Origin of the sequence: Nocardioides sp. YIM B13467 (genome assembly GCF_042788075.1) — a bacterium.
Classification (GTDB): domain Bacteria; phylum Actinomycetota; class Actinomycetes; order Propionibacteriales; family Nocardioidaceae; genus Nocardioides.
On sequence record NZ_JBHZPJ010000046.1, the window covers coordinates 1,295,320 to 1,318,010 of the forward strand.

General features: G+C 69.6%; 17 protein-coding genes. 7 read left to right on the forward strand and 10 right to left on the reverse strand.

Features of this window, described 5'->3' with window-relative positions; genetic code table 11:
* Positions 1 to 2: 2 nt before the first annotated feature.
* Positions 3 to 1,388 carry an O-antigen ligase family protein gene (locus ACFX43_RS13415; RefSeq protein WP_378822245.1) on the forward strand — a complete coding sequence of 462 codons (1,386 nt, stop codon included), beginning with the start codon at positions 3 to 5 and terminating at the stop codon, positions 1,386 to 1,388.
* Positions 1,381 to 2,424 (forward strand): acyltransferase family protein, encoded by a 1,044-nt coding sequence (locus ACFX43_RS13420; RefSeq protein WP_378822257.1) that lies wholly within the window; start codon positions 1,381 to 1,383, stop codon positions 2,422 to 2,424. Before ACFX43_RS13415 ends, ACFX43_RS13420 begins: the two co-directional genes overlap by 8 nt.
* Here ACFX43_RS13420 and ACFX43_RS13425 read toward each other — a convergent pair.
* The 5 genes from ACFX43_RS13425 to ACFX43_RS13445 form a co-directional block, all read right to left on the reverse strand.
* Positions 2,400 to 3,311 (reverse strand): glycosyltransferase family 2 protein, encoded by a 912-nt coding sequence (locus ACFX43_RS13425; protein ID WP_378822263.1) that lies wholly within the window; start codon positions 3,309 to 3,311, stop codon positions 2,400 to 2,402. The two genes, ACFX43_RS13420 and ACFX43_RS13425, sit on opposite strands and share 25 nt — an antisense overlap.
* A gap of 22 nt (positions 3,312 to 3,333) precedes the next feature.
* Positions 3,334 to 4,977 carry a hypothetical protein gene (locus ACFX43_RS13430; protein WP_378822265.1) on the reverse strand — a complete coding sequence of 548 codons (1,644 nt, stop codon included), beginning with the start codon at positions 4,975 to 4,977 and terminating at the stop codon, positions 3,334 to 3,336.
* A gap of 12 nt (positions 4,978 to 4,989) precedes the next feature.
* Entirely contained in the window at positions 4,990 to 5,610 is a 621-nt protein-coding gene (locus ACFX43_RS13435) for a hypothetical protein (protein ID WP_378822266.1), read from the reverse strand.
* 119 nt (positions 5,611 to 5,729) lie between these two features.
* Positions 5,730 to 8,027, reverse strand: coding sequence for a hypothetical protein (locus ACFX43_RS13440; RefSeq protein ID WP_378822269.1), 2,298 nt, complete (start codon positions 8,025 to 8,027; stop codon positions 5,730 to 5,732).
* Positions 8,028 to 8,326: 299 nt separating this feature from the next.
* A complete protein-coding gene (locus ACFX43_RS13445) occupies positions 8,327 to 8,692 on the reverse strand; it encodes an Imm53 family immunity protein (protein ID WP_378822272.1) in 366 nt (121 codons plus the stop codon).
* 405 nt (positions 8,693 to 9,097) lie between these two features.
* On the opposite strand from ACFX43_RS13445, the gene ACFX43_RS13450 reads away from it, so the two are divergent.
* Positions 9,098 to 10,255, forward strand: a complete 1,158-nt coding sequence (locus ACFX43_RS13450) for a right-handed parallel beta-helix repeat-containing protein (protein WP_378822275.1) — start codon at positions 9,098 to 9,100, stop codon at positions 10,253 to 10,255.
* Here the strand turns inward: ACFX43_RS13450 and ACFX43_RS13455 are convergent.
* Together ACFX43_RS13455 and ACFX43_RS13460 are read right to left on the reverse strand one after the other, a co-directional pair.
* Positions 10,242 to 11,726, reverse strand: a complete 1,485-nt coding sequence (locus ACFX43_RS13455) for a lipopolysaccharide biosynthesis protein (protein ID WP_378822280.1) — start codon at positions 11,724 to 11,726, stop codon at positions 10,242 to 10,244. The two genes, ACFX43_RS13450 and ACFX43_RS13455, sit on opposite strands and share 14 nt — an antisense overlap.
* A 79-nt stretch (positions 11,727 to 11,805) precedes the next feature.
* A complete protein-coding gene (locus ACFX43_RS13460; RefSeq protein WP_378822292.1) occupies positions 11,806 to 12,927 on the reverse strand; it encodes a glycosyltransferase family 4 protein in 1,122 nt (373 codons plus the stop codon).
* 158 nt (positions 12,928 to 13,085) lie between these two features.
* Between ACFX43_RS13460 and ACFX43_RS13465 the strand changes: the two genes are divergently transcribed.
* The 3 genes from ACFX43_RS13465 (at position 13,086) to ACFX43_RS13475 (ending at position 17,119) form a co-directional block, all read left to right on the forward strand.
* Positions 13,086 to 13,841: a CDP-alcohol phosphatidyltransferase family protein gene (locus tag ACFX43_RS13465; protein ID WP_378822298.1), complete on the forward strand. Its 756-nt coding sequence runs from the start codon at positions 13,086 to 13,088 to the stop codon at positions 13,839 to 13,841.
* Positions 13,838 to 15,748, forward strand: coding sequence for a glycosyltransferase (locus ACFX43_RS13470; protein ID WP_378822305.1), 1,911 nt, complete (start codon positions 13,838 to 13,840; stop codon positions 15,746 to 15,748). Before ACFX43_RS13465 ends, ACFX43_RS13470 begins: the two co-directional genes overlap by 4 nt.
* A 192-nt stretch (positions 15,749 to 15,940) precedes the next feature.
* On the forward strand, positions 15,941 to 17,119 hold the full coding sequence (locus ACFX43_RS13475; RefSeq protein ID WP_378822309.1) for a Cmx/CmrA family chloramphenicol efflux MFS transporter: 1,179 nt from the start codon (positions 15,941 to 15,943) through the stop codon (positions 17,117 to 17,119).
* A gap of 105 nt (positions 17,120 to 17,224) precedes the next feature.
* Here the strand turns inward: ACFX43_RS13475 and ACFX43_RS13480 are convergent, their stop codons facing one another.
* Positions 17,225 to 18,499, reverse strand: a complete 1,275-nt coding sequence (locus ACFX43_RS13480; protein WP_378822317.1) for a DUF222 domain-containing protein — start codon at positions 18,497 to 18,499, stop codon at positions 17,225 to 17,227.
* A 412-nt stretch (positions 18,500 to 18,911) separates the two neighbouring features.
* On the opposite strand from ACFX43_RS13480, the gene ACFX43_RS13485 reads away from it, so the two are divergent.
* On the forward strand, positions 18,912 to 20,108 hold the full coding sequence (locus ACFX43_RS13485; RefSeq protein ID WP_378822323.1) for an MFS transporter: 1,197 nt from the start codon (positions 18,912 to 18,914) through the stop codon (positions 20,106 to 20,108).
* Positions 20,109 to 20,114: 6 nt separating this feature from the next.
* Here the strand turns inward: ACFX43_RS13485 and ACFX43_RS13490 are convergent, their stop codons facing one another.
* Both ACFX43_RS13490 and ACFX43_RS13495 read right to left on the reverse strand, forming a co-directional pair.
* Positions 20,115 to 21,230, reverse strand: a complete 1,116-nt coding sequence (locus ACFX43_RS13490; protein WP_378822330.1) for a DUF1972 domain-containing protein — start codon at positions 21,228 to 21,230, stop codon at positions 20,115 to 20,117.
* A 116-nt stretch (positions 21,231 to 21,346) separates the two neighbouring features.
* Positions 21,347 to 22,645, reverse strand: coding sequence for a glycosyltransferase family 4 protein (locus ACFX43_RS13495; protein ID WP_378822336.1), 1,299 nt, complete (start codon positions 22,643 to 22,645; stop codon positions 21,347 to 21,349).
* Positions 22,646 to 22,691: the final 46 nt, after the last annotated feature.

Sequence of the window (22,691 nt, forward strand, 5' to 3'; positions counted from 1 at the left end):
GCATGGCCGTCGCGACGGCGGTCCGGGTCCGCACCGGTCGCACCGGGCGTACCCAGCGCGCCGAGCGCACCGGCTGGGAGGTGCTGACCGCTCTCCTGGCCGGCGCCGCGGCGTTCCTCGCCGGGACCGACTTCGATCTCGTCCGTGGCCTGACCGTGGGCGGGCTGATGGGTGCGGCGCTGGCGCCGGTCTGGATCCGGGAGGCGAGCCGCTACCGCGGTGCGGCCCTGGGCGGCGTACTCCTTCTCGCCTGCCTCTTCTCCGCGCTGGCGCTCGCCACCTGGCGCTCGGCGACCCATCCGCCGACCGAAGCCGGCGTGCTGTTCGAGCTGGTTCCGGTCGTCTCGACCGCGATGTGCGTCGGGGCGCTGCTGTGGGCGCAGCAGGTGCTGTCGCCGGGGGTCGTGGTGTGCCTCTACGCCGTCGGCTCGTTCATGACCGCGACGATGAACTCCCGGTTCGCCGAAGACCCGTGGCGGTTCGGGTTCTCGATGCCCGCGACGATGCTGCTCCTGGGAGCCTGCCTGCTCATCCGGCGGCGGCCCCGCAAGAGGCTCCTCGCAGACATGACCGCCCTCGGGATCCTCACCGCGGTCACCGCGCTCTCCGGGGCAAGGTCGATGAGCGCGTTCCTGATCATGACCGCCGTCCTGCTGCTGTGGCAGCACCGGCCGAGGACGGCCAAACGGACGACCTCGGCGCTGCTCTCACTGGTGCTGGTGGGCGCGCTGGGGTTCGGGCTCTACCGAGCGCTGGAGGGCGCTGCGCTGGACGGCTACCTCGGCCAGTCTGCCCAGGAGCGCACCGAGGAGCAGACCCAGGCGGCCGGCTCCCTCATCCTCGGAGGTCGGCCCGAGATCGGGGCCACTGTCGCCCTGATGCTCCACGAGCCGCTCGGCTACGGCGCCGGCGTCATGGCCACGCCGACCGACATGCAGGCCGCCAAGCAGGGCATGTCTCGTCTGGGCTATGACCCGGACAACGGCTACGTCGAGCACTACATGTTCGGCAGCCGGATCGAGGTGCACTCGCTGATCGGCGACCTGTGGATCTGGTTCGGGCTCGCCGGGCTGGTGCTGTCTGGGTGGCTGCTGTGGCTCGCCACCATCTATCTGGGCCGCAGCATGGCCCACCGCACCGGCACCGCGCTCGGCATCTTCCTCGCCCTCCAGCTCGGCTGGAACCTCTTCTTCGGACCGATCATCAGCTCTTTGCCGCCGCTCGCGCTGGCGCTCGGGGTGTTCCTGCTGCAGCGCAAGGAAGCCGCTGCCTCGCCGTCCCCAGCGGTTCCGGTGTCACCGAAGCCGCTGGCGCCACGGCGACGCCAGGGCCGTCGGAGCCAGCGCACCCGCCGCCGCTACCTCGCCGGGGGTCCGCAGCGTGCGTGAATCCTGGATCGACTCCGCGCGCGGCCTGGCGATCGTCCTGGTGGTGCTCTTCCACGCGGTGATCAACCTCGACCCGGTCGGCCTCGCCGGCCCCTGGTCGCGGCTGGCCTACACCCTCGACACCTTCCGGATGCCGCTGTTCTTCTTCCTCTCCGGGCTCCTCGCGCCCGCGCTGCTCGCCCGCCCGCTGAGGGTCGTGCTGCGCACTCGCTGCCTGAACCTGATCTACCTCTACGTCCTGTGGTGCCTGCTCCTCGGCGCTTTCCGCGCGCTGCTGCCGCACTCCCCACCCGGTGGGTTCGCGGCGGTTGCCCGGGTCTTGGTCGAGCCCAACGTCTACCTCTGGTTCCTCTACACGCTGTGCCTGTTCACGCTCGTCGGCTGGCTGACGCGGCGCCTGCCCGCATGGCTCGTCGTCGGCGCCGCGCTGATCGTCTCCGCGGTCTTCGCCGCCGGGCTGGTCTCCACCGGCGACATCCCGTGGGACAAGACGTTCCGCTACTGGTTCTTCTTCGTGCTGGCCTCCCGCGCCGCACCCGCGGTGCGCTCGGTCGTGCCGCGGATGCGGCTGGTTCACGTGGTCGGGGCGGGAGTGGCGTACCTGGTGGTGCTGGGGTTCTTCCTCTACATCGCCGACGACCGGATCATCTTCGTGCGGCCGATGCTCGGGCTGCTCGCGGTCGCCGCGGGATGCGGGCTCGGGGTGATCATCGCCCAGGTCCCCGCGCTCGGGTTCGTACGCCATCTCGGCACCCGCACGCTGCCGATCTACGTCGTCCACGCCTTCCCGATCACCGCCGCCGCGGCCCTGCTCACCGGGCACGACCCTTCGACAAGCTCAGGACATCGCATCGACTGGCCCCCGGGAACCGGGCTGGTGGCGGCGCCGCTGCTGACGCTCGTCGCGATCCTGCTCGCGCTGGCGCTCGACCGGCTGATCACCGGCCGGATCCGCGGCGTCTTCGACTTCCCGATCGCACGCTGGACCGCCAAGGGCCCGACCGGCGTGGGTCAGCGGGCGTACTCGGTCACGTAGGAGCCCCAGGCGCCGCGGAGCATACCGACGCCGCGGAGGAGGGTGCGGGTGCCGCGGGCGTGGTGGGTCAGCGAGCCGGTGAGTCGGCCGAGGACGAGGCGGGAGGATCCGCCCAGAACGCGGACGAGGCCGCGGGCGGTGGCGCGGAGCCGGGCCACCGGACGGCGGCTGGAGGGGGCGAGGTAGACCTGCACGCGGGAGTCCGAGTTGCCGATGCGGGAGGCGCGGGCGCGCACCCACTCCGGTGTCGCGCGGTCGGCGGGGACCAGGTCATGGACAGGGGCCTCGTCGCACCACACGATCCGACCACCGGCGGCAGAGAGGCTGCGGGTGAAGACGGTGTCGGAGCCGCCGGAGAGGCCGAAGCCGAGGTCGAAACGGAGCGGGCCGACCCGGCTCATGTCGAGCAGCAGGTTGTTGGTCGCTGCGGTGGTGACGATGGTGCCGGTGACATGCCGCAGCCTCTGGAAGAAGCCGCCCGCCGCAATCCACGGGTCCGGCTCGGCGGTGAACGAGGAGAGCACCGGCCCGACGACGGCAGCGGCGCCCGTCTCCTCCCAGCAGGCGAGCAGGGTCAGCAGCCACTTCTCCGAGGGCTGCTCGTCGTCGTCGATGAAGACCACGACCGCCTCATGCCCGGCTTCGTCCAGTGCCCGGTTGCGGGCGGCGGCGATGCCGGGGGTCGGCTCATGCGCATACCGCACACGTACGTCACCGTCCGCCGCCTCAGCCACAGCACCAGAGGCGCTGGGCTGCTCGTCGTTGTCGACGACGAGCAGCCGCGCGCCGGGAACCAGGTCGAGCTGGGCCCGGAGCATGCCGATCGCCTCGGCCAACCCCTCGGGGCGCCGGTAGGTGAGCATGCAGACCCAGACCGGCTGAGCCATCGGACCCGTCATCCCTGCGACATCATCTGATCGTGACCGTCACCCAGTCAGAGCGGGAGATGTTGCCGAGCGGGTCCACTGCCTCGATCTTGTACTTCTGCGCCGAGCCGCTGGCGCGGCCGGTGTCGGTGAAGGTCATCGCGGTGTGCTTCCAGAACGGGGCCGAGACCTTCACGGTCTTGATCGGCGTGGAGTCGAGCGAGCCGCGGTAGAGCTTGTAGGTGACGGTCGCGTTGTCCTTGTCGGGGTTGCCCGGCCACTTCAGCGTGGCCTTGCCCGCCGACGGCGAGGAGCCGGTCAGCGCCCACTTGGCGCCCTTGAGCGTCGGACCGACCTTGTTGGGAGCGATGTCCTTGACGGCGAACCGCACCAGGCCCTGCTGGGCGACGCCGTTGACCTTGAGGAACTCACCGCCGTACAGCACGTAGCTGCCGTTGGCGGTCACGGTCCAGGTCGACTGCTTGGCGCTGGTGTAGGTGCCGTTGGTCCACTTGGGATACCACTCCAGGAACTCCGGACGCGGGGTGCCGGGGTGGTCGGGGTAGCCGTACTTGTCGTCGGCGATGTTGGTGCCGCGTACGTCCTGAGTGGTCGCGGTGGCGTGGTACCACGCCCGCGGATTGGTCTCCGGGAAGCCACCGGAGGTGTCGCAGCCGTGCTTGTGGCTGGCCTGGTAGACGGTCTCGGCGGTCGGCCAGACGGCGTAGGTGTCGCCGTGGCAGTCCTCGAGCCAGGTCAGCTTGCCGGTGGCCCAGTCGGCCTTGAAGGAGCCCTCGGAGTTGCCGCCGCTGCCGTAGTCGTAGCCGGTGCCGTAGAAGCTGGTGCCGTCGGACTCGAGCGACAAGATCGCCGCCTCGGTGCCGCCGTTGCGAATCTCGTCGTTGACCGGCAGCGCCAGCGAGCTGCCCGAAGAGACCTCGAGCCGGGCCAGACCGTAGCCCGGCTTCGAGGAGCCGTTGACGCTGGTGAACGCCCCGCCGATCACGATCTTGGTGCCGTCGGAGGAGACCACGATGTCATTGACGTTGCCGCCGGCGAGCTTGGGGTTCATCGGCAGCAGGCCGGTGCCGGTGTCGCTGGGCTTGACGGCGGCCACCTTCGTACGTGCCGTGTTGTCGGCGGAGGTGAACACGCCGCCGTAGAAGACCGCGGTGGACGTGGCCGCGACCGCGTTGGTGGTCGAGTTGAAGATCGGCCGGAAGCTCGTCAGCTTGCCGGTCGCGAGGTCGATCGCAGCGCCCCGGTAGCGGTTGACGCCGTCGACCTGGGTGAAGCCGCCCGCGACGTAGAGCAGCTTCTTGTCGGGGGAGAGCGCCATGTCCTTCACCTGGCCGTTGAACTTCGGCGCGAAGGTGGTGACCAGCTTCCCGGTCGAGAGCCGGTAGGCCAGCATGTTGGACCGGGCGGTCTCGCTGGTGCCGGCCGCGGCGCCCGCCGGGCGGGCGGAGGTGAAGTTGCCGCCGACGTAGACGATGTCGCCGACGATCACCTGCTTCCAGGCGACGCCGTTGATCTGCACGGTGGGAAGTACGTCGGCAGCGACCGTCTTCGGCAGGTCGGGATCGGTCGGCGCGGTGTCCGCGGATGCGGAGGTCGTCGCCAGGGTCAGGCTCGTCGTTGCCGCGAGCAACAGAACAGCCAGGATCGGCTTCATCACATCTCTCATCGTGGGGGAGGGTTATCGCTGGGGACGGCCCTTGAAGACCACCACGTCGGCGCCGTTGCCCAGATCGAGCTCGACGCGTACGGGGCGGGCTTCCTCGGGGATCTGGAAGACGTAGACGCCCTTGGCGGATTCGCCGTCCGCGACCGAGGCCGGGAACGGCACCTCGCCGTCGGAGGCGACGCTCACCGCAGGGGTGCGCTCAGGCCCGTAGTAGGCGTTGACCACACCGAGCGCCAGGTCGAGCTTCTTCCCGGTCTGGTTATTCACCTTCACGGTGATCGCGAGCGCTGGTCCGCCGATCTCGCCGGGCAGGCTCGCCGTGGCCTGGACCGAGTCGATGCGGGCCAGCCGGGCCGTCACGCCCGGGGACGTGGTCGCCACGGCCTTCAGCCCGAGCGCGCGGCTGCCGTCCGACGACTCCCCCTCGTCGTCCGCTGAGTCGGAGGACGAGGTGGACTCCTTCTCCGACGGGGTCGCCGTCGAGGAGGGGGCGGCGGCCACCGTCGAGTCCGACCCGGCATTCGCCGGGCCGGACGGGTTTCGCACGATGAGCACGACCGCGACGCTCACGAGGACGACGGCAGCGACAGCCGCCGCGACGTACATCCTCGAACGCGGGACTTGACTGAGCATGGGGGATCTTCCGCGGGCGGGTCGGACAAGGACATCGATTCAAAGACGTTGGATTAAAGCCCAAGCCGGACGCCCGTGGGGGGATCCACGCAAGCGCTCCCCAAGATCGGGTATGCCTCCTACGGCTCGATGACCTTCAAGTCGTCGTAGCCGACCCCGACCGGCGTGGTGCCGATCGTCGAGGCGCCGAAGCTGCGCAGCATCACCCCACCGGCGATCTGGTTGGCCACGGTCGAGTCGGAGAGCTCGTACGTCCAGCCCGACGGCTCCGCGGAGCCGGCCGGCCACACCTTGGTGCGCACGGTCGCCGGCGCGGTGCCGGTGACCTGGAGGCGTACCTTCAGGCGGTCGCCGGGCGCGACGCTCAGGCCCGGGACGGCGTTGGCGCCGACGACCGGGGTGCCGCTGCGTACGAGATGGACGCCGACGGTGCCGTCGGGGTTGAACCGGAGCCGTGAGGCGTAGTGGTTGGTGCCGGAGACGCGGGCGCCGAGGATCGACCACACGTAGCCCGCGTCGGGCAGCCGCGAGACCCCGACGCTGACGGTGGCGTCGACGTCGGTCGCCGAGACCTCGCCGAGACGCGACTCGGTGGTCCCACCGGGCGTGACCGCCTGCCAGCCGCGACCCTCGGAGACCGAGAAGTTGCCGGCAGTGCCGGTCGTGCGGGTCCAGGCGCCGCCGGTGTCGGCCGTGCCCCAGCCGCTCGTCTCGGTACGCCCGAAGGTGTCCGCGGCGAGGACGCCCTCGGCGGGCGGCGCCGGCTCGCCGGCGACGTCGACGGTGACCCACTCGGTGGGCGACTGGTTGCCGAAGGCGTCCTCGGCGACGACGCGGTAGCTCTGGGTGGTGCCCGGAGGCGCCGCGGTGTCGAGGTAGCTCTGCGTGGTCTGCTTCCAGAACGCCGCGGTGACGGCCTTCGTGTGGATCGGAGCGCCGTCGGCCGAGGCCCGGTAGACCTTGTAGGTCACGGTCGCGTTGTCCTTGTCGGCGTTGCCGGGCCAGGTCAGCCGGACCTGACCGTCGGCCGGCGAGGTGGCGGTGAGCCCGAACTCCGCGCCGGACAGGGCGGGACCGACGTCGTTGGGGGCGATGTCCTTGACCGCGAAGCGGACCAGGCCCTGCTGGGCGACCCCGTCGACCTTGAGGAACTCGCCACCGTAGACGACGTAGTCGTCGTTGGCCGTCACCGTCCAGGGCGCCTGGTTGGCACCGGTGAAGGTGCCGGGGGTCCACTTCGGGTACCACTCCAGGAACTCCGGGCGCGGGGTCCCGGGGTGGTCGGGGTAGCCGTAGATGTCGCGGGTGTTGGTGCCGCGTACGTCCTGGGTGACGGCCGTGGAGTGCTGGAAGCTGCGCGGGCTGGTCTCCGGGAAGCCGCCGGAGTTGCCGCAGTAGTGCTTGTGGCTGGCCTGGTAGACGACGTCGGCGGTCGGCCAGATCGAGTAGGTGTCGCCGTGGCAGTCCTCGAGCCAGGTCAGCCTGCCCGTGGCCCAGTCGGCCTTGAAGGTGCCCTCGGAGTTGCCGCCGCTGCCGTAGTGGTAGCCGCTGCCGTAGAAGCTGGTGCCGTCGCTCTCCAGGGAGAGGACCGCGGAGTTGGTGCCGGCGTCACGGAACTCGGAGTTGACCGGCAGCGCCATCGAGGCGCCGGTCGCGACCTTGATCCGGGCCAGGCCGTAGCCCGGGTTGGAGGAGCCGTTGACCCGGGTGAAGTTGCCGCCGATCACGATGTCGGCGCCGTCGGGCGAGACCACGACGTCCTGCACCGACCCGTTGGAGACGGTCGGGTTCATCGGGAGCAACTGCGTGCCGGTATCGCTGGGCCGGACGGCGGCCAGCTTGGTACGCGCGGTGTTGTCGGCGGAGGTGAACACGCCGCCATAGAAGACCGCGTCGGCGGTGGCCGCGACGGCGTTGGTGGTCGAGTTGAAGATCGGCCGGAAGCTGGTCAGCGCCCCGGTGGCGAGGTTGATCGCGGCGCCGCGGTAGCGGTTCACCCCGTTGACCTGGGTGAAGCTGCCGGCGACGTAGAGCAGGGACTTGTCGGGCGAGAGCGCCATGTCCTTGACCTGGCCGTTGAAGCTCGGCGCGAAGCCGGGGATCAGCTCGCCGGTCGAGAGCCGGTAGGCCAGCATGTTGGACCGCGGCGTCTCATCGGTGCCCGCCGCCGCGCCTGCTGGGCGGGCCGAGCTGAAGTTGCCGCCGACGTAGACCGTGTCGCCGACGATCACCTGCTTCCAGGCGACCCCGTCGATCTGCACCGTCGGCAGTACGTCCGCCGAGACCGTCTCCGGCAATTCGGGGTCGACCGGAGCCGTGTCCGCCGTCGCCCCTCCCGACATGATCAGGCTGCTCACCCCGAGAACAGCTGCGACCGCCCCGGCCGCCAGCAGACGCCATTCGTGAATCCGCGTCATCATCCATCCCTGCACAAGGCGGCCACCTCGGCCGCGACACGCGAGTGTCGCGTACGCCCGCCGTGATCCGCGCACTAGTTGTGGCTTCGTTCCTCAGAATTGGTGATTTCTTGCCACCCACCGACCTTTGCGTGTGCAAGAACCACGGCCAGCCCCGCCTGCCCGACGCACTCACCTGCCGGTGCCAAGTCTTCAAATAACTCGGCCGCTACGACACAGCAACGCCACTCCAGTCCCGTTACCAGTCCCCGAACGACTACCAGACCAGCTACGCCGCAACACTGCCAGCCAAGGCGCGATCAACCACCGTGTCCAAGATCCGAGGGCAAAGCCCGTCCCGCGATGAAATCTTCGAAGGCTTGATCGATTTCGGAAGCGGCCCCTGGGCTGCCCGATGCAATGAATCGCTCTCCATCACTCATCGCGCCAATCCACCCCCTACGCGGCAGTTCAATTGTGGAGAATTCGAGCAAGGAGCCGTGCGCCTCGGTGTCGACAAGATCAATCGTCACGCTCCACCCCGGATTGTCGATGGTCTCGATCTTGACGCCGAACTCGTGCTCCCACTCGCCGTCGCATTGATCGGCATACCATCCGATTATGAATCTGAAGCCGGCCGACTCATCACGGGAACCCGAGCGGCTTCTCCCAATCTTCGGGGCCACGTGCATCTCCTCCGTTCGGCGCATTGATATGAGGAGTCTCGATAATGGCGTTCGGACCAGCGAATCTTGCTTTTCCGGTCCCGAGCCGGTTTAGCGAAACCAGACGCTAGCCCCCACGGGCATCACTACATCTGGTGAATCCGCTTTCCGTTACCAGTCTGTGGCAATCGGTGCTGCAATTCAGCACGCTCCAGGGACGTCACCTACACACCGTTCAGCAGCCCCTTCGACTAGCGCCTCGACTCAGGTGACGGGCCGCTTCGACGATCGAGACGACCGCGCCGCCGCCACCACAAACTCGCCGGTCACGTGCTCCATCCCCTGAATCGGGTATGTATGGGGACGCAAGCATCCAACGCTCGCAAACTGCGCGGCTCAGGGGCAGACTCCCACACGATCAGTTGGATGCAGAGTCCACAGGAAGGCGTACGTCTCTTGGCTGTCCCGTCCCGGGTCCTCCTCCTCGGTATCTCCACGGTCGCCACCGTGGTCGCGCTGGGCTCGACCTACGCGCTGACCTCGGGCCCCGCCGAGGAGCCCACGCCGCGTGCGGAGAGGAACTACGGCGATCTGCCACCCGACGACTTCGGCGGGCCGGTGACACTGACGCCGTCCCCCTCCCCGTCGGTCTCTCCCTCTGCGTCCTCGACGCGCTCGGCCAAGCCCTCGGACGGTGCGGAGCCGAAGAAGCGGCCCACGGACTCGGGGAAGCCGAACCGCTCCGGCGATCGGCCGGGTGAGCAGGGACCGCGCGAGGGTGAACCGCTGAGCTCACCACCACCGGCGGGCGGCGCTCCGGGGCCGGGCGACACCGGCGTACCTCCCAAGAAGAAGCTGCGCGTCCACCGCGGTGACCTGATCATCAGGACTCCCGGGAGGGTGGTCGACGGCCTCGAGGTTCACGGCAAGGTGAGCGTCGAGGCGCCGAACGTGACGATCCGCAACACCAAGGTGATCGTGCCGACCGGCTCGGAGACCGCCGGGATCTCCAACAACAACGACAACGGTCACGGAATGCTGGTCAGCAACGTCGAGGTGATGGCCGCGAACGCCGCGCCGGGCGTCAACGGCGTGGTCGGTCACGACTTCACGCTGGAGGACTCCGAGATCCATCACGTCACCGACCAGGTGCACATCACCGGCAGCAACGTGACCGTGCGCGACAACTGGTTTCACGACAACTACCACTTCGAGAGCGACCCCTACCAGGGCGGCGGCGCCTCCCACGACGACTCGATCCAGATCATCGGCGGCGGCAACATCACGATCGCGAGCAATCGCTTCACCGGCGCCTACAACGCCGGCGTACAGATCACCCAGAGCATCCGCGACGTCAACGGGGTCACTATCCGCGACAACCTCCTCGGTGGAGGCGGCTGCACCGTCAACATCGCCGAGAAGGGCCGAGGCCCGGTCCGCGGCATGGTGATCCGCGACAACCGGTTCCTCAGCGACCAGCGCATCGACGGCTGCGCGATCATCCACCCGTCCTCCACGAAGGTCAGCCACTCCGGCAACGTCTGGGACGACACCGGCCGTCCGGTGGCCCTCAGCCGCGGCTGACCTTCTGGGCCAGCGCGCCCCTCACGGTCACCACCAGCGACATCACATCGCGGCGGATCGGCGGGACGAGCAGAAGAAGTGCGTACGCCGCGGCCCCGGCCACCACGCAGATCGGCACCGTCACCGCGGGGTGCTGCCCGTGGAGGGCTTGAGCGGTGGCGTACGCAGCGGCGGCGACCGCCCCTGCGACCAGCAGGATGCGGGCGGCGCCGAGGTAGAGCGGGCCGACCCGGAGCCGGGTGCGTCGGGAGATCCACCACAGCGACAGCGGCCACTCCAGGAGGTGGGCGGTCGCGTAGCCGACCGCGACGCCGGTGATCCCGTACTGCACCCCGACGAGCACGCAGAGGACCTTCAGCGCCGAGGCGACCAGGGTGTAGTGACGCAGCTCCGTGGTCAGCCCGTGGGCGAGATAGACCCAGTAGCCGACGTAGGCGAGCGTCTGGAACAGGCCCGCGCAGGCGAGCAGTGCGAAGACGCCGGCGACGTCCCAGCCGGGGCCGAGGAAGAGGGCGCAGACCGGGGCCGCGGCGCCGGCGACCAGCCCCAGCCCCGCGCCGAGGCTGTAGCCGAGCGCGATCTGGCCGCGCTGGACGAACCGCTGGGTCAGCGCGGGGTTGTCGCGGATCCGGCTCAGCACCGGCAGCGCCACGGTCGTGGTGGGGCCGCGCAGCTGGACCAGCGGGTTCATCAGCAGCTGCCAGGCGCGGTTGTAGGAACCGAGCTGGTCGGCGCCCAGTCGGGTGCCGATGAGCACGGAGTCGATGTTGCTGGCGGCGTAGTTGATCAGCTGGGTGCCCGCGAGCGACCAGCCGAAACGCAGGAACCCGCCCATCTCGACACCGCGCCGTGGACGGCCCGGGAGCCAGCCGGCGAACGCACCGATGGCCACCAGGCCGACAGCGGCCTGGACCAGCTGCTGGATGACGAGGGCCCAGTAGCCGGCGCCGTTGGCGGCTGCGTATGCCGCGATCCCGAGGGCAAGGAGCGGCGCCAGGATCGTGGCGGCGGCGAGCCGGGTGAAGAGCAGCCGACGGGTGAGGTCGGCGCGATACTGCGCGGCCATGCCGTTGAGGACGAAGATCCCCGCCATCGCGGCGGTCAAGGTCGTCAGGGCCGGCTCGCCGTAGAGGACTGCGACGAGCGGGGCGGCCGCGATGACTACGAGCGCGAGGCCGACGCCCAGGGCGGTGTTGAGCCACCACAGGTTCGACTGCTGCGCCCGGGTGAGCACCTTGGCCTGGATCGCGGCGGTCGAGAGCCCGAAGTCGCGGAAGATCTCGGCGACCGCGACGACCGCCAGCACCATCGCGACCAGGCCGTAGTCGCGCGGCGTGAGCAGTCGGGACAGCACGGCGACCGAGGCGATCTGGACCAGGATGCGTACGCCCTGGCCGCCGAGCACCACCATCCCGCCGCGGGCGGCGCTCCTGCCGAGACCGCGCCGCTCCGTGTCCTCCCCCACGCTCACGCCGCCACCTCCGTAGCGCCAGCGCCAGGATACGGACGCGGCGACGTGTTGGACCAACGGTTCGCTCGCTGGCGCTCGCTCACCCGAGGACCTCGGCGGCGATCTCGTCGCGGTAGCGCTCGGCACCGAAGCGCTCCTCGGCGTCCTTGCGACCGGCGGAGGCGAGATCGGCAGCGAAGGTGGGGTCGGTGGCGAGCCGCTGGATCGCGTCGGCGAGGTCGTTCGCGTCGCCGGGGGTCACGAGGAGGCCGGTCCCCCCGTCGGTCACGATCTCGGCCAGGCCCTGCACGCGGCTCGCGATCAGGGGCCGCTCGGCGAGCAGCGCCTCGACCGCGACGTTGCCGAAGGGCTCGACGCGAGAGGGCACGAGCACGACGTCGGCCTGCTCGAGCTCGGTCGCGGGCTCGGCGACGTAGCCGAGGAACTCGACGTTGCCGGCGAGGTCGCTGTCGGAGGCACGAGAGCGGAGCTCCTGCTCGAACCACTCATAGCCCGCGAACACCGACCCGCACACCCGCAGCCGCGCGTCGATCCCTCGCCGACGCACCTCGGCGAGCGCTTCGAGGGCGACGTCGGTCCCCTTGCGCGGCGAGAGCCTCCCGACCAGCACCAGCCGCAGCGCCTCGTTCGGCGTCCGGCTGCGCGCCGCAGCCACCGACTCCGGCCCCGGCACCCCGTTGTAGACGACGGTCGTACGCCGCTCCAGCACCTTCACCGTGTGCGTGAGGACGTCGCGGGATGCCCGCGAGTTGGCCACCACGCGGGTGGCCAGCAGGAGCGGAGCGGTCAGGGCGAGGCGTACGGCCTTCGGCTGGTCGTCCTCGGCCTCGTGCACGTGGCAGACCACAGGGACGCGGGCCGCCCGCGCGACGACGATCCACCACGGGATCGTCACGGTGTTGACCAGCATCCGGCTCGGCCGGACCCGCCGCCACAGCCGCGCCGCACGGACCCAGAAGACCATCAGCGCCGCGGCCAGCCGGACCAGTCCGGTGGGGCTGAGGTAGGCCTTGCGCAGCACCGGGAACGCCATCACCTCGACGCTCGCACCGGCGGCCTCGAGCAGCGGAAGGAGCGGTCCGCGCTCGGGTACGACGACGGTGACCCGCTGTCCCGCCTGGTGCAGCCCACGCACCGTCTCGACCAGCTGAAGATCGGAACCGTAGACGTCCGGCGACGGGTGGGCGACCAACAAACGCATGATGGGCAACGGTATGTCACCGGGACGGCCCGGGCCGAAGGTCCTGGCAAAGTCCTACCCAGATCTGGGGAGCGGACCGGCTTCGTGACCTGCAGCGGTCAAGGGTCATCTAAGGTCCGCATGTCCAACCCCCACGTATGAGCGAAGCAGGATCGAGCATGGCCGCGACCGGCGCCGAACGCGCCCCGAGCGGGTTCCGTGCACATCTGGAGGCGCTGGCTCGGGCACAGAAGCCCTCGCTCAACACCGCGGCCTACTCGCGGCTCGTCAACCGGCCCGCCGGCCGCATCGTCGCCGCGGCCGCGCACACCCTCGGCGCGAGCCCCAACCAGGTGACCGCCCTGAGCGCGACGCTCTCGGCAGCCGGGCTGGCGGTGCTCGCGCTGGTCGAGCCGCGCTGGTGGACCGGGATCCTGGTCGCGGTGCTGCTGGCCGCGGGCTACGTGCTCGACTCCTCCGACGGGCAGCTCGCCCGGCTCCGTGGTGGCGGGTCGCGCTCGGGCGAGTGGCTCGACCACACCATCGACTGCTTCAAGACCGCCAGCCTGCATCTGGCGGTGCTCGCGTCCTGGTACCGCTTCGGTCCGGCCACCGACGGCTGGCTGCTGGTGCCGCTGGGCTTCGAGGTGGTCGCCGTGGTGACGTACTTCGGGCTGATCCTGATGCCGACGCTGCGCCCCGCGTCCTCCGGGGCGCCGGCGGCGGTCCATGAGAACCCGCTGCGCAAGTGGGCGCTGCTGCCGATGGACTACGGCGCGCAGTGCTGGATGTTCGTGCTGCTCGGCTTCGGGGTGGTCTTCTCCTGGGTCTACGCCCTGGTCTTCGTCTGCAACGCCGCCGCGCTGGCGATCGCGCTGCGCAAGTGGTGGCATGAGCTGCGCGTGCTCGACAGCTCCGTCGAGGTCTCGTCGTGAGCGAGCTCTCCCGGGTGGCCGTGGTGGTGGTCAGCTACGGCGATCCCGCGCTGCTGGAGCGGCACACGACCCAGGTCGCCGCCGCTCTCCGGCCCGCCAGGATCGTCGTCGTCGACAACCATTCGACGGACGCCAATCGCGACGCGGTCCGGCAGCTCTGCGACCGCGAGGGCTGGACCGGCGTCTTCCCCGGCACCAACACCGGCTTCGGCGCCGGCTGCAACCTGGGCGCCGCGGCTGCCCTGGCCGACGGCGCCGAGGTGCTGCTCTTCCTCAACCCGGATGCCACGATCGACGCCGAGTCGGCCGTACGCCTCATGGCCGCCGTCGAGGCCGAGCCGCTCCTGCTCGCCGGGCCGACGGTGCTCGGGGCGGGTGGCGAGGTCGCCTCCGCTGGTCTCGACCTCGACCTGGAGACCGGCGCGATGCGTCCCTGGCGGCGCCGCGCCGAACACCCTGACACGGAGACGCTGCCGTGGGTCACCGGTGCCTGCTTCGCGGTCACGCGTGAGCTGTGGCAGCGGCTGTCCGGCTTCGACGAGCGCTACTTCCTCTACTGGGAAGACGTCGACCTGTGTGCCCGGGTCCAGGCGCTCGGTGGCCGGGTCGCGGTCATCGACGGTGCCACCGCGATCCACTCCGGCGGCGGCACCCAGCGCGCGGAGGGTTCCCGCGCCAAGTCGGCGGCCTACTACTACTTCAACGTCCGCAACCGTGCCCTCTTCGCGCGGACCTGGCTCAGCCAGGAGCGGCAGCGGGCCTGGCGTCGCGGGGCCGTCGGGGCTGCGTACGAGATCCTGATGCGAGGTGGCCGCCGACAGCTCCTGCACCCGGTACGACCGCTCTCGGCAGTCGTGCGAGGGCTGCGCGACGGGCGACGCGACCGGCCGGTCCGGGTCCTGGAGTCGGCCCGGGAGCTGCGCGCGACGACCAACCCCTACATCGTCCAGCTCGTCGAGACCCTGGGGCGTCGCGACGACACCGAGGTCGTGTTGTTCGGCTTCGCCCGGGCGATCGCGGGCCGCTACGACGTCTTCCACGTGCACTGGCCCGAGCTGCTGGTGACGTCGGCACGTACGCCGCTGCGCCGGCTCGCCCGCCGCCTGCTCACCACCGCGTTCGTGGCGCGGCTTCGACTGACCCGGACCCCGGTCGTACGCACCTGGCACAACCTCGTCCGTCCCGACGGCCTGAGCCCCTGGGACCACCGGCTCCTCGACGCCCTCGAGCGCTGCACCAGGCACGTCATCCGGCTCACCGACCAGACCGCTCCCCCGCTCGACGTACCGACCTCGACGATCGTCCACGCCCATTACCGCGACTGGTTCGAGCCAGTTATCGAAGCGTTGGCCGAGTCCGCGGGGCCCGTCGAGACCGTCGAGAGCCGGGTCCTCTACTTCGGCCTGATCAAGCCCTACAAAGGCGTCGAGCAGCTCCTGGAGGCGGTCGCCGACAGCCCCGAGGCGGACCTGGACGTACGCCTGGTCGGCTCCCCCTCCGACCCCGCCCTCGCCGACCATGTCCGTGCCGCAGCAGCCGCCGACACACGGATCAGCGCCGACCTGACCTACGCCGACGACGCCACCCTGGCCGCCGAGATCGCCGCCGCCACGTTGGTGGTGCTCCCCTACAAGGCGATGCACAACTCCGGCGCCCTCCTGCTGGCCCTCTCCCTCGACACCCCGGTCCTGGCCCCCGACAACGAGGTCAACCGTCGCCTGGCCGAGGAGGTCGGCGAAGGCTGGCTCCACCTCTTCGAAGGCACCCTCACCATCGAAGACCTGGAGCGTGCGTTGAAGGCAGTGACCGCCACCCCGCCTCACGGGCGACCCGATCTGTCGGCGCGGGAGTGGCCTGAGTCGGCGGCGCTGCATGCTGCGGCGTTCCGGGCGGCGCTGCTGCCCTGAAGTGCTTGGGTTAGCATCTGGGGCATGTCGAGTCCCGAATCAGACAGGTCAGGGGCTGCCGGTCACACCGCCAGCCCCGTGAACGACTGAGCACGCCGGCCCGCGATCTGCGCGGGTCCGTTCGGCATCCTCCGGGCCCCTGGCCGTGGTGACCAGAAGACCATCTTCTGACCACTCACCTCGGAGTACTCGATGCCCTTCGCCCTCTACATGCTTGCCCTGGCGGTCTTCGTCATGGGCACCTCGGAGTTCATGCTCGCGGGCTTGCTGCCCGCGATCGCCACCGATCTCGACGTCACCGTCGGTACCGCGGGTCTGCTGACCTCCGCGTTCGCCATCGGAATGGTCATCGGCGCGCCGCTGATGGCTGCCTTCGCCCGCCGCTGGCCCCCGCGGGAGGCGCTGCTCGTCTGTCTGCTTCTGTTCGCCGCATGCCATGTGATCGCCGCGGTCACGCCCGTCTTCTCCCTCCTTCTCACCGCCCGCGTGCTCAGCGCCCTCGCCAACGCAGGCTTCCTCGCGGTCGCTCTGGCTACGGCAACCACGCTCGTGTCCGAAGACCGAAAGGGGCGCGCCCTTGCAATCCTGCTGTCAGGCACGACGATCGCCACGGTCGCCGGCGTTCCTGCAGGAGCGTTGCTCGGCGCCGCGGCCGGCTGGCGCACGACGTTCTGGGCCATCTCGCTGCTGTGCGTGCCTGCCGCGATCGGAATCGTGCGGGGCGTCGCGGACAGGCGGAGCCGGGCCGATGCAAGCACCGGTTCGCCGAGTCTCCGCGCCGAGCTAGGCCAACTGCGCTCGCACCGACTCCTCCTCGCGATGATCCTCGGGGCGCTGGTCAACGGTGGCACCTTCGCGGCCTTCACCTTCCTGGCACCGGTAGTGACCGATACGGCAGGGTTGCCGGAAGCATGGATCTCCGTGGTGCTTGTGATGTTCGGGGTCGGATCATTCCTCGGCGTCACGCTCGCAGGGCGACTGTCGGACAACAACCCGGGACTCGTGCTAGCGATCGGCGGCCCGTTGCTGCTGCTGGGATGGATCGCGCTAGCCCTGGTCGCGTCGGTCCCGGCGCTCCTGGTCGTCCTAGTCCTCTTCCAGGGGATGTTGTCATTCGGCGTGGGCAGCACCCTGATCGCGCGGGTGCTCTACGCCGCGTCGGGCGCACCGACGATGGGCGGTTCTTACGCGACGGCTGCACTCAACATCGGAGCCGCAGCAGGCCCCGTTCTCGGCGCGCTCGGACTCGCCACCGGAGTGGGCGAACTCGCGCCCGTGTGGGTCGCGGCCGGCCTCACAGCACTGACTCTCATCGTCATGCTCTTGTCGAAGACTCAGCTGAGGGCGGTCTCTGTGAAGACCCTCGGGTGATCTAGCCGAACACCGTCCTCACTCCACGCACGCGACTGCGCCTGGTACGCCTGAAGGCGCGCTCTCTCAGGCTCAGGTACGCGGTGTGCGCGGTGGTGCTATTGGTCAGGGACGGCGGGTGAACCGGATGGTGCCATCGGGTAGTCGCTCATGGACGTAGGCCGCGTTGTGCGCCAACCGGTGATGGTGGGGACAGAGCAGGGCACCGTCCTTGAGGTTGGTCTTTCCGCCGGCGGCCCAGGGGTCGAGGTGGTGGGCATCGCACCATTCCGGTGGCATGTCACAGCCTTCGGCCTGGCAGCACTTCTGCTGCAACCGGAGTGCTTTGCGTTGGATGGGTTGGAAGAACCGACTGCCCCGGCCGGCATCGAGCACCTCGCCGTCGCCGCCGAGGACCCAGGGGATGATGGTGGCATTGCACGCCATCCGCCTGGCTTCCGCGGCGGTGATGGTGGCCCCGTTGGTCTCGTCGTAGCCCAGGGTGGCGATGCCGAGGTCTTTGCGGAGCTCCTCGAGGGAGATGACCACGTTGATGGTGGTCGCATCGCCACCGTGGCGGGGCAGTGCGGCTGGGTCGACGGTCTCCAGGAGCCGCGAGAACCCCTGGCCCATGAGCCGCTCCCACGGCGGCAGCTGGGCGCCCTTGGCGACGAGTTGTTGTTTGCGGGGTTGGGCGTAGGCCTCGACCAGCCGCTTGAACCTCATCCCCATCGAGACCGGGAGGACGCCGTCGAACCCGATGGTGCCGTCGTGGTTGTCCCAGACCCGTAGGGCCGTCTTCTGCTGGGCACGTTCCTCCTCCGCCAACAACGCCTTGGCTTCGGCGTCTTCGAACCGGGCCGGGTCGATCTCGGCCAGGATCCGTTTGCCGACGATGCGGAGCTCGTTCGCGGTCAACCGGGTGGCGTAGTTGACTAAGAGCTTCTCCGCCAACACCAGGTCCTCGGCACTGGCGACCGGGTTGGTCTCGATCTTGTCCAGTGCCCGAGTGATCACCCCGGCCTTGTCCTGGGACACGACACCCTCGGCCAGACCGGCGGCGACGAGGTCGTACTTCTCGACACTCGCGGCGAGTTTGATCTGCGAGCGAGCCACGGCCTTGTCGACCAGCAGCTCGGTCCGCATCCACCCCGACGCATCCTTCGCACCGGTCTCTTCGGCGATGTCGCCGGCAGATGCGAGCACCCGCAGTTTCAATGCAGCTTGCTGGGCCTGGAGTTTCTCCAGTCGTTCCAGGAGGTCCTTCTTCTGTCCGGTGCGCCAATAGGCGGGGTCGGTGGCCAGTAGGTCTTGGAGGGCGGTCTCGATGGCCTTCAGGGCAGCGTCGATCGCATCACCTGGGTTGGTGCCCCAGTGGTCGATCGAGCGGCCGAGACTCATCGCCATCCTCCCCTTCAGAGGTGTGCTGTGATGGGTCTGATTCTACGCCGCGGGCCCTTATCTGGCTATCTATTTTCCCAGGTCAAACATCATTTTCGCGATGAGCGAACCGCATCGTTCTTGTGGATGGTAAGTGGCCTGAAGGGCCACCCTTCCGCCCCATCAACCTCACCTTTCCCAGGCAAGAGTCCGCTGCGCCACACCCGGGCCGCCGCCCCGATAGCCAGCCAAATCTCTTCTCGACGGGCGCCGGTGTCAAGGACCGCGAAGCGGCCGGCGAAGCCGGCGGCCGAAGGCCGTCCTTGACTCCGGGGATCGTCGAGAAGACCATCAGAGAACGGGTCGGCGGCCCACCCCAACCCCGAAGAAGCATTCCGCGACAGATGCCGAATGTCTTTACTAACCTGATCAAGTGCCCCCAGCCCCAGACCCCAAACGCCCACCGGTCTGGATCTCCATAGCCTCGTTCGTGAGCAGCTTCGACAGGTTCGTGGTGAGCCCGATCCTGGTCCTGGTCGCGGCGACGTTCGAGGTCTCAGTGGGGCAGGCGGTGGCGATCGCGAGCGGCTACTACCTGGCGTACGGCCTCTGTCAGCCGTTGTGGGGCGCGCTCTCGGACCGGTTCGGCCGGGTGCGGCTGATGCAGGGTGCGCTCGTCGGGGCGGGGATCGCCGGACTCGTCTCAGCGGCGGCCCCGAACCTGATCACCCTGGTGGTCGTGCGAGTCGTCGCGGGAGCGTTCTTCGGGGCGATCGTGCCGACCTCACTGACGTACGTCGGGGACACCGTCTCCGCGACCCACCGGCAGCGCGCGCTCTCGGACCTGATGGCGGCGATGGCGGTCGGGACCGCACTGGCGGCAGCGGCGGCGGGGATCACCGGCCAGCTCGCCGGGTGGCGGGTCGTGTTCGCGGTGCCGGCGGTCGTGGCGCTGATCAGTGCCTGGGGTCTGCGCTCGCTCGCCGAGCCGCCGAGGGCCACGAACAGCGGAATCAAGGCATCGTTCCGGGCAGCGCTGAGCAACCGCTGGGTGATGGTGGTCGGGCTGCTCGTCTTCGTCGAGGGCGGTCTGGTCCTGGGCGTACTCACCCTCCTCGCCCCCGCCCTGCAGGCCCAAGGTGTCGACGCGGCGCGAGCAGGACTGGCGGCGGCTGCGTACGGGATCGCGGTCCTGCTCTCCTCGCAGGTCCTCAAGGCTCTCACCCGACGGCTCCCGCGCTGGGCGCTGATGGCGATCGGAGGCGTCGCCCTGACCGCCGGGTACGCCGCCGCGACCGTGACGGTCTCGGTGCCCACCATCATCGGCATCGTCGTGATGCTCGGGATCACCTGGGCCTTCCTGCACACCTCGCTGCAGACCTGGGCCACCTCGATCGTCCCCGAGGCGCGCGGCACCGTCGTCGCGTGCTTCGCCGCCTCGCTCTTCATCGGCAGCTCCATCGCTGCCGTCATAGCCGGCCCGGCCGCGGACCACAACCAGTGGCACACCCTCTTCACAGCCTGTGCCATCACCGCCGCGGTGCTCACCGTCGCCTGCGTCGTCGCCTACCGCACCTACACCGCCCGAGAGCCCGCACCACCGACCGCGGACATCGCCACCGAGGTCTAGGACGGATCAGCGCAGGCGGGCGCGGATGAGCCGCTCGTACTGGTCGGTGATCCGGCTCCAGGTGAACTCGGCGGAGTGGCGGGCACGGGCGTGGCCGGACAACGACGCCGCGAGCTCGGGCTCGGACAGGAGCCGCTCCAACGCAGAGACGATGTCCGCCTCGTCGGAGAAGTAGAGGGCCGCGGCATCGGCGACCCAGCGGTTGTAGCGGTTGTCGTGGGCGATCACGGCGTTCCCGCAGCCGAGCGCCTCGACCAGGGACGGGTTGGTGCCGCCGACCTGATGGCCGTGGACGTACGCCACGGAGTGGAAGCGCAGGGCCGAGACGATGTCGGTGTCGTAGATCGCCCCGAGGAAGACGACCTCGTCGCTGGCCGCCTCGAGGACGGCGCGCTGGTAGTCGTCGGCGGGGTCGTAGTCACCCAGGACGACCAGCTTCCGGCCCCAGCGGCGGCTGGAGAAGGCCCGGACGACCTCGAGGATGCTGTTCTCGGGCACCGGCCGAGCGACCAGGGTCAGGTAGGAACCCGGCTCCAGCCCATGGTCGAGCACCGCCCACTCGGGGGCGTCGACGATGCTCGGGGCGCCGTAGGCGATCGTGGTGATCTTCTCGGCCGGCACCCGGGTCGCCAGGTGGCGGGCGATCTCGGGGTGGTCGGCGATGAGGTGGTCACCCAGCCAGCAGGCGGCCCGCTCCTGGGTCCACAGGAACGCCTTCTCGAGGCCCGACCAGCGGGCACGCTTCCACTCGATGCCGTCCATGTTGATGATGTTGGGGACGCGGCGGGAGCGCAGCACCGCGTTGAGCGCGCCCGTGTTGTAGCCGAACGTCACGCACACGCTGCCGTCCTGCTCGGCCTCCCGGGCAGCATGCCGCACCGCGCCGACGTCGAACTCGATCGTCCCGCGCGGACCGTCGTGCCGGGCCGGCACGTGGACGCGCTCGATGCCCTTCCACGAGTCGATCCGCAGGTCCGCGTGCGGCTCATCGTCCTGGCAGTAGACGACCACCCGCCAGCCGCGGTCGACCAGGTCGAGTCCGATGTTCTCCACCGCAGTCTCGAAGCCGCCGTGGGCTGCGGGCACGCCACGGGTGCCGAGCATCCGTACAGTTGGGGTCACGTGGGGTTGACTCCTAGTTCTAGGAGCCGATGGCTCCTATATTCAGCACAAGGAGCCATCCAAGAGGATCCGCAGGGACAGCGGTCCCGAAGTCTGGGTCATATACCCGAAATCGGTTACGTCACCGCAGGTCCGCGAGTGAGCACGAACTGCCGAAGCGCGTCCGGGTCGTCCAGATCGACGTACTCGAACCCGTCGACCGCCGCCGGCGCCTCGCCGATCGCGCACATCGAGTCGTAGACCTGCACGTACGCCGCCGACTGCGGGCCCCAGTCGAGCACCTTCGCCGCGCGCTCCCGGGCCCGTAGGGCCAGCTCGACCCGCAGCTCGGGATCGTCCAGCAACGACTCGACCGCGTCGGTGAACGCGGCCACGTCACCGGAGGGAACGAAGAGCGCGGCGTCCTCGGCGGAGACCCGCGTCTCGACCAGGTCGAAGGAGACCGACGGCAGGGCGTACGCCATGTACTCCATCGTCTTGTTCATCGTCGAGACGTCGTTGAGCGGCGTCTTCAGGTCAGGACACAGGCCGATGGTGGCAGCGCTGAGGTGCTGCGCGATCAGCGCCGAGCCGGCCCGGCCGGTGAAGGTGACCACGTCGTCGAGGCCCAGGTCGGTGCAGCGGCGCTTGAGGTCCTCGAGGCAGTCGCCGAAGCCCATCAGCACCGCGTCGACATCGCTGCGCCCGCGCCGGTGGACGAGCTCGTCCATGACCTCCAGCACCGTGTCGACGCCGTCCTGGGGACCCATGATCCCGAGGTAGACCAGGGTGTGGCGGTTCGCGTTGGTCGCCGGGTCATGGGGCCGCACCGGGCGCATCACCGAGGTGTCCGGCCCGCTGCGGACCACGGTCACGTCCTCGGGAGCCATCCCGCCGCGGGTGATCGCGACCTTCCGATAGGACTCGTTGGTCGAGATGACCTGGTCGGCGGTGGCGTACGTCTGCTTCTCGAGCCAGCGCAGCGCAGCCAGCTGGGCGCGGCCCGACAGGGAGGTCGGGGTGCCGAAGCGAGAGAGGAAGAGCTCGGGGTTGAGATCGTGCTGGTCGAAGACGAACCGGACGCCACGGCGCTTCCAGATCCGAGCCAGCAGCCAGTAGGTGTCGGGCGGGTTGCACGCCTGCATGATCGCGAACGGGCGGTCCCGCCAGACCTTGTTGGCCAGCAGCGCCGTACGGATCCAGCAGTAGACGAACTCGAGCAGATAGCCGAGCACGCCGCGGGCCTGCGGCGCGGACCGGTACTTGTAGATGCGTACGCCGGCGAGCTGCTGGCGCCCGGGATCGCCGGGGCCCTTCGGGCAGATCACGCTGACCTCGTAACCGCGCGCGACCAGCGCCTGGCACTCCAGCCAGACACGTCGGTCCAACGGCACGGGGAGGTTCTGGACGATGATCAGCACGTGCGTCTTTGCCACGCCATGTCTCTGCTGGGCTGCGTTGACCATGTGAGAAGCGTTGAGG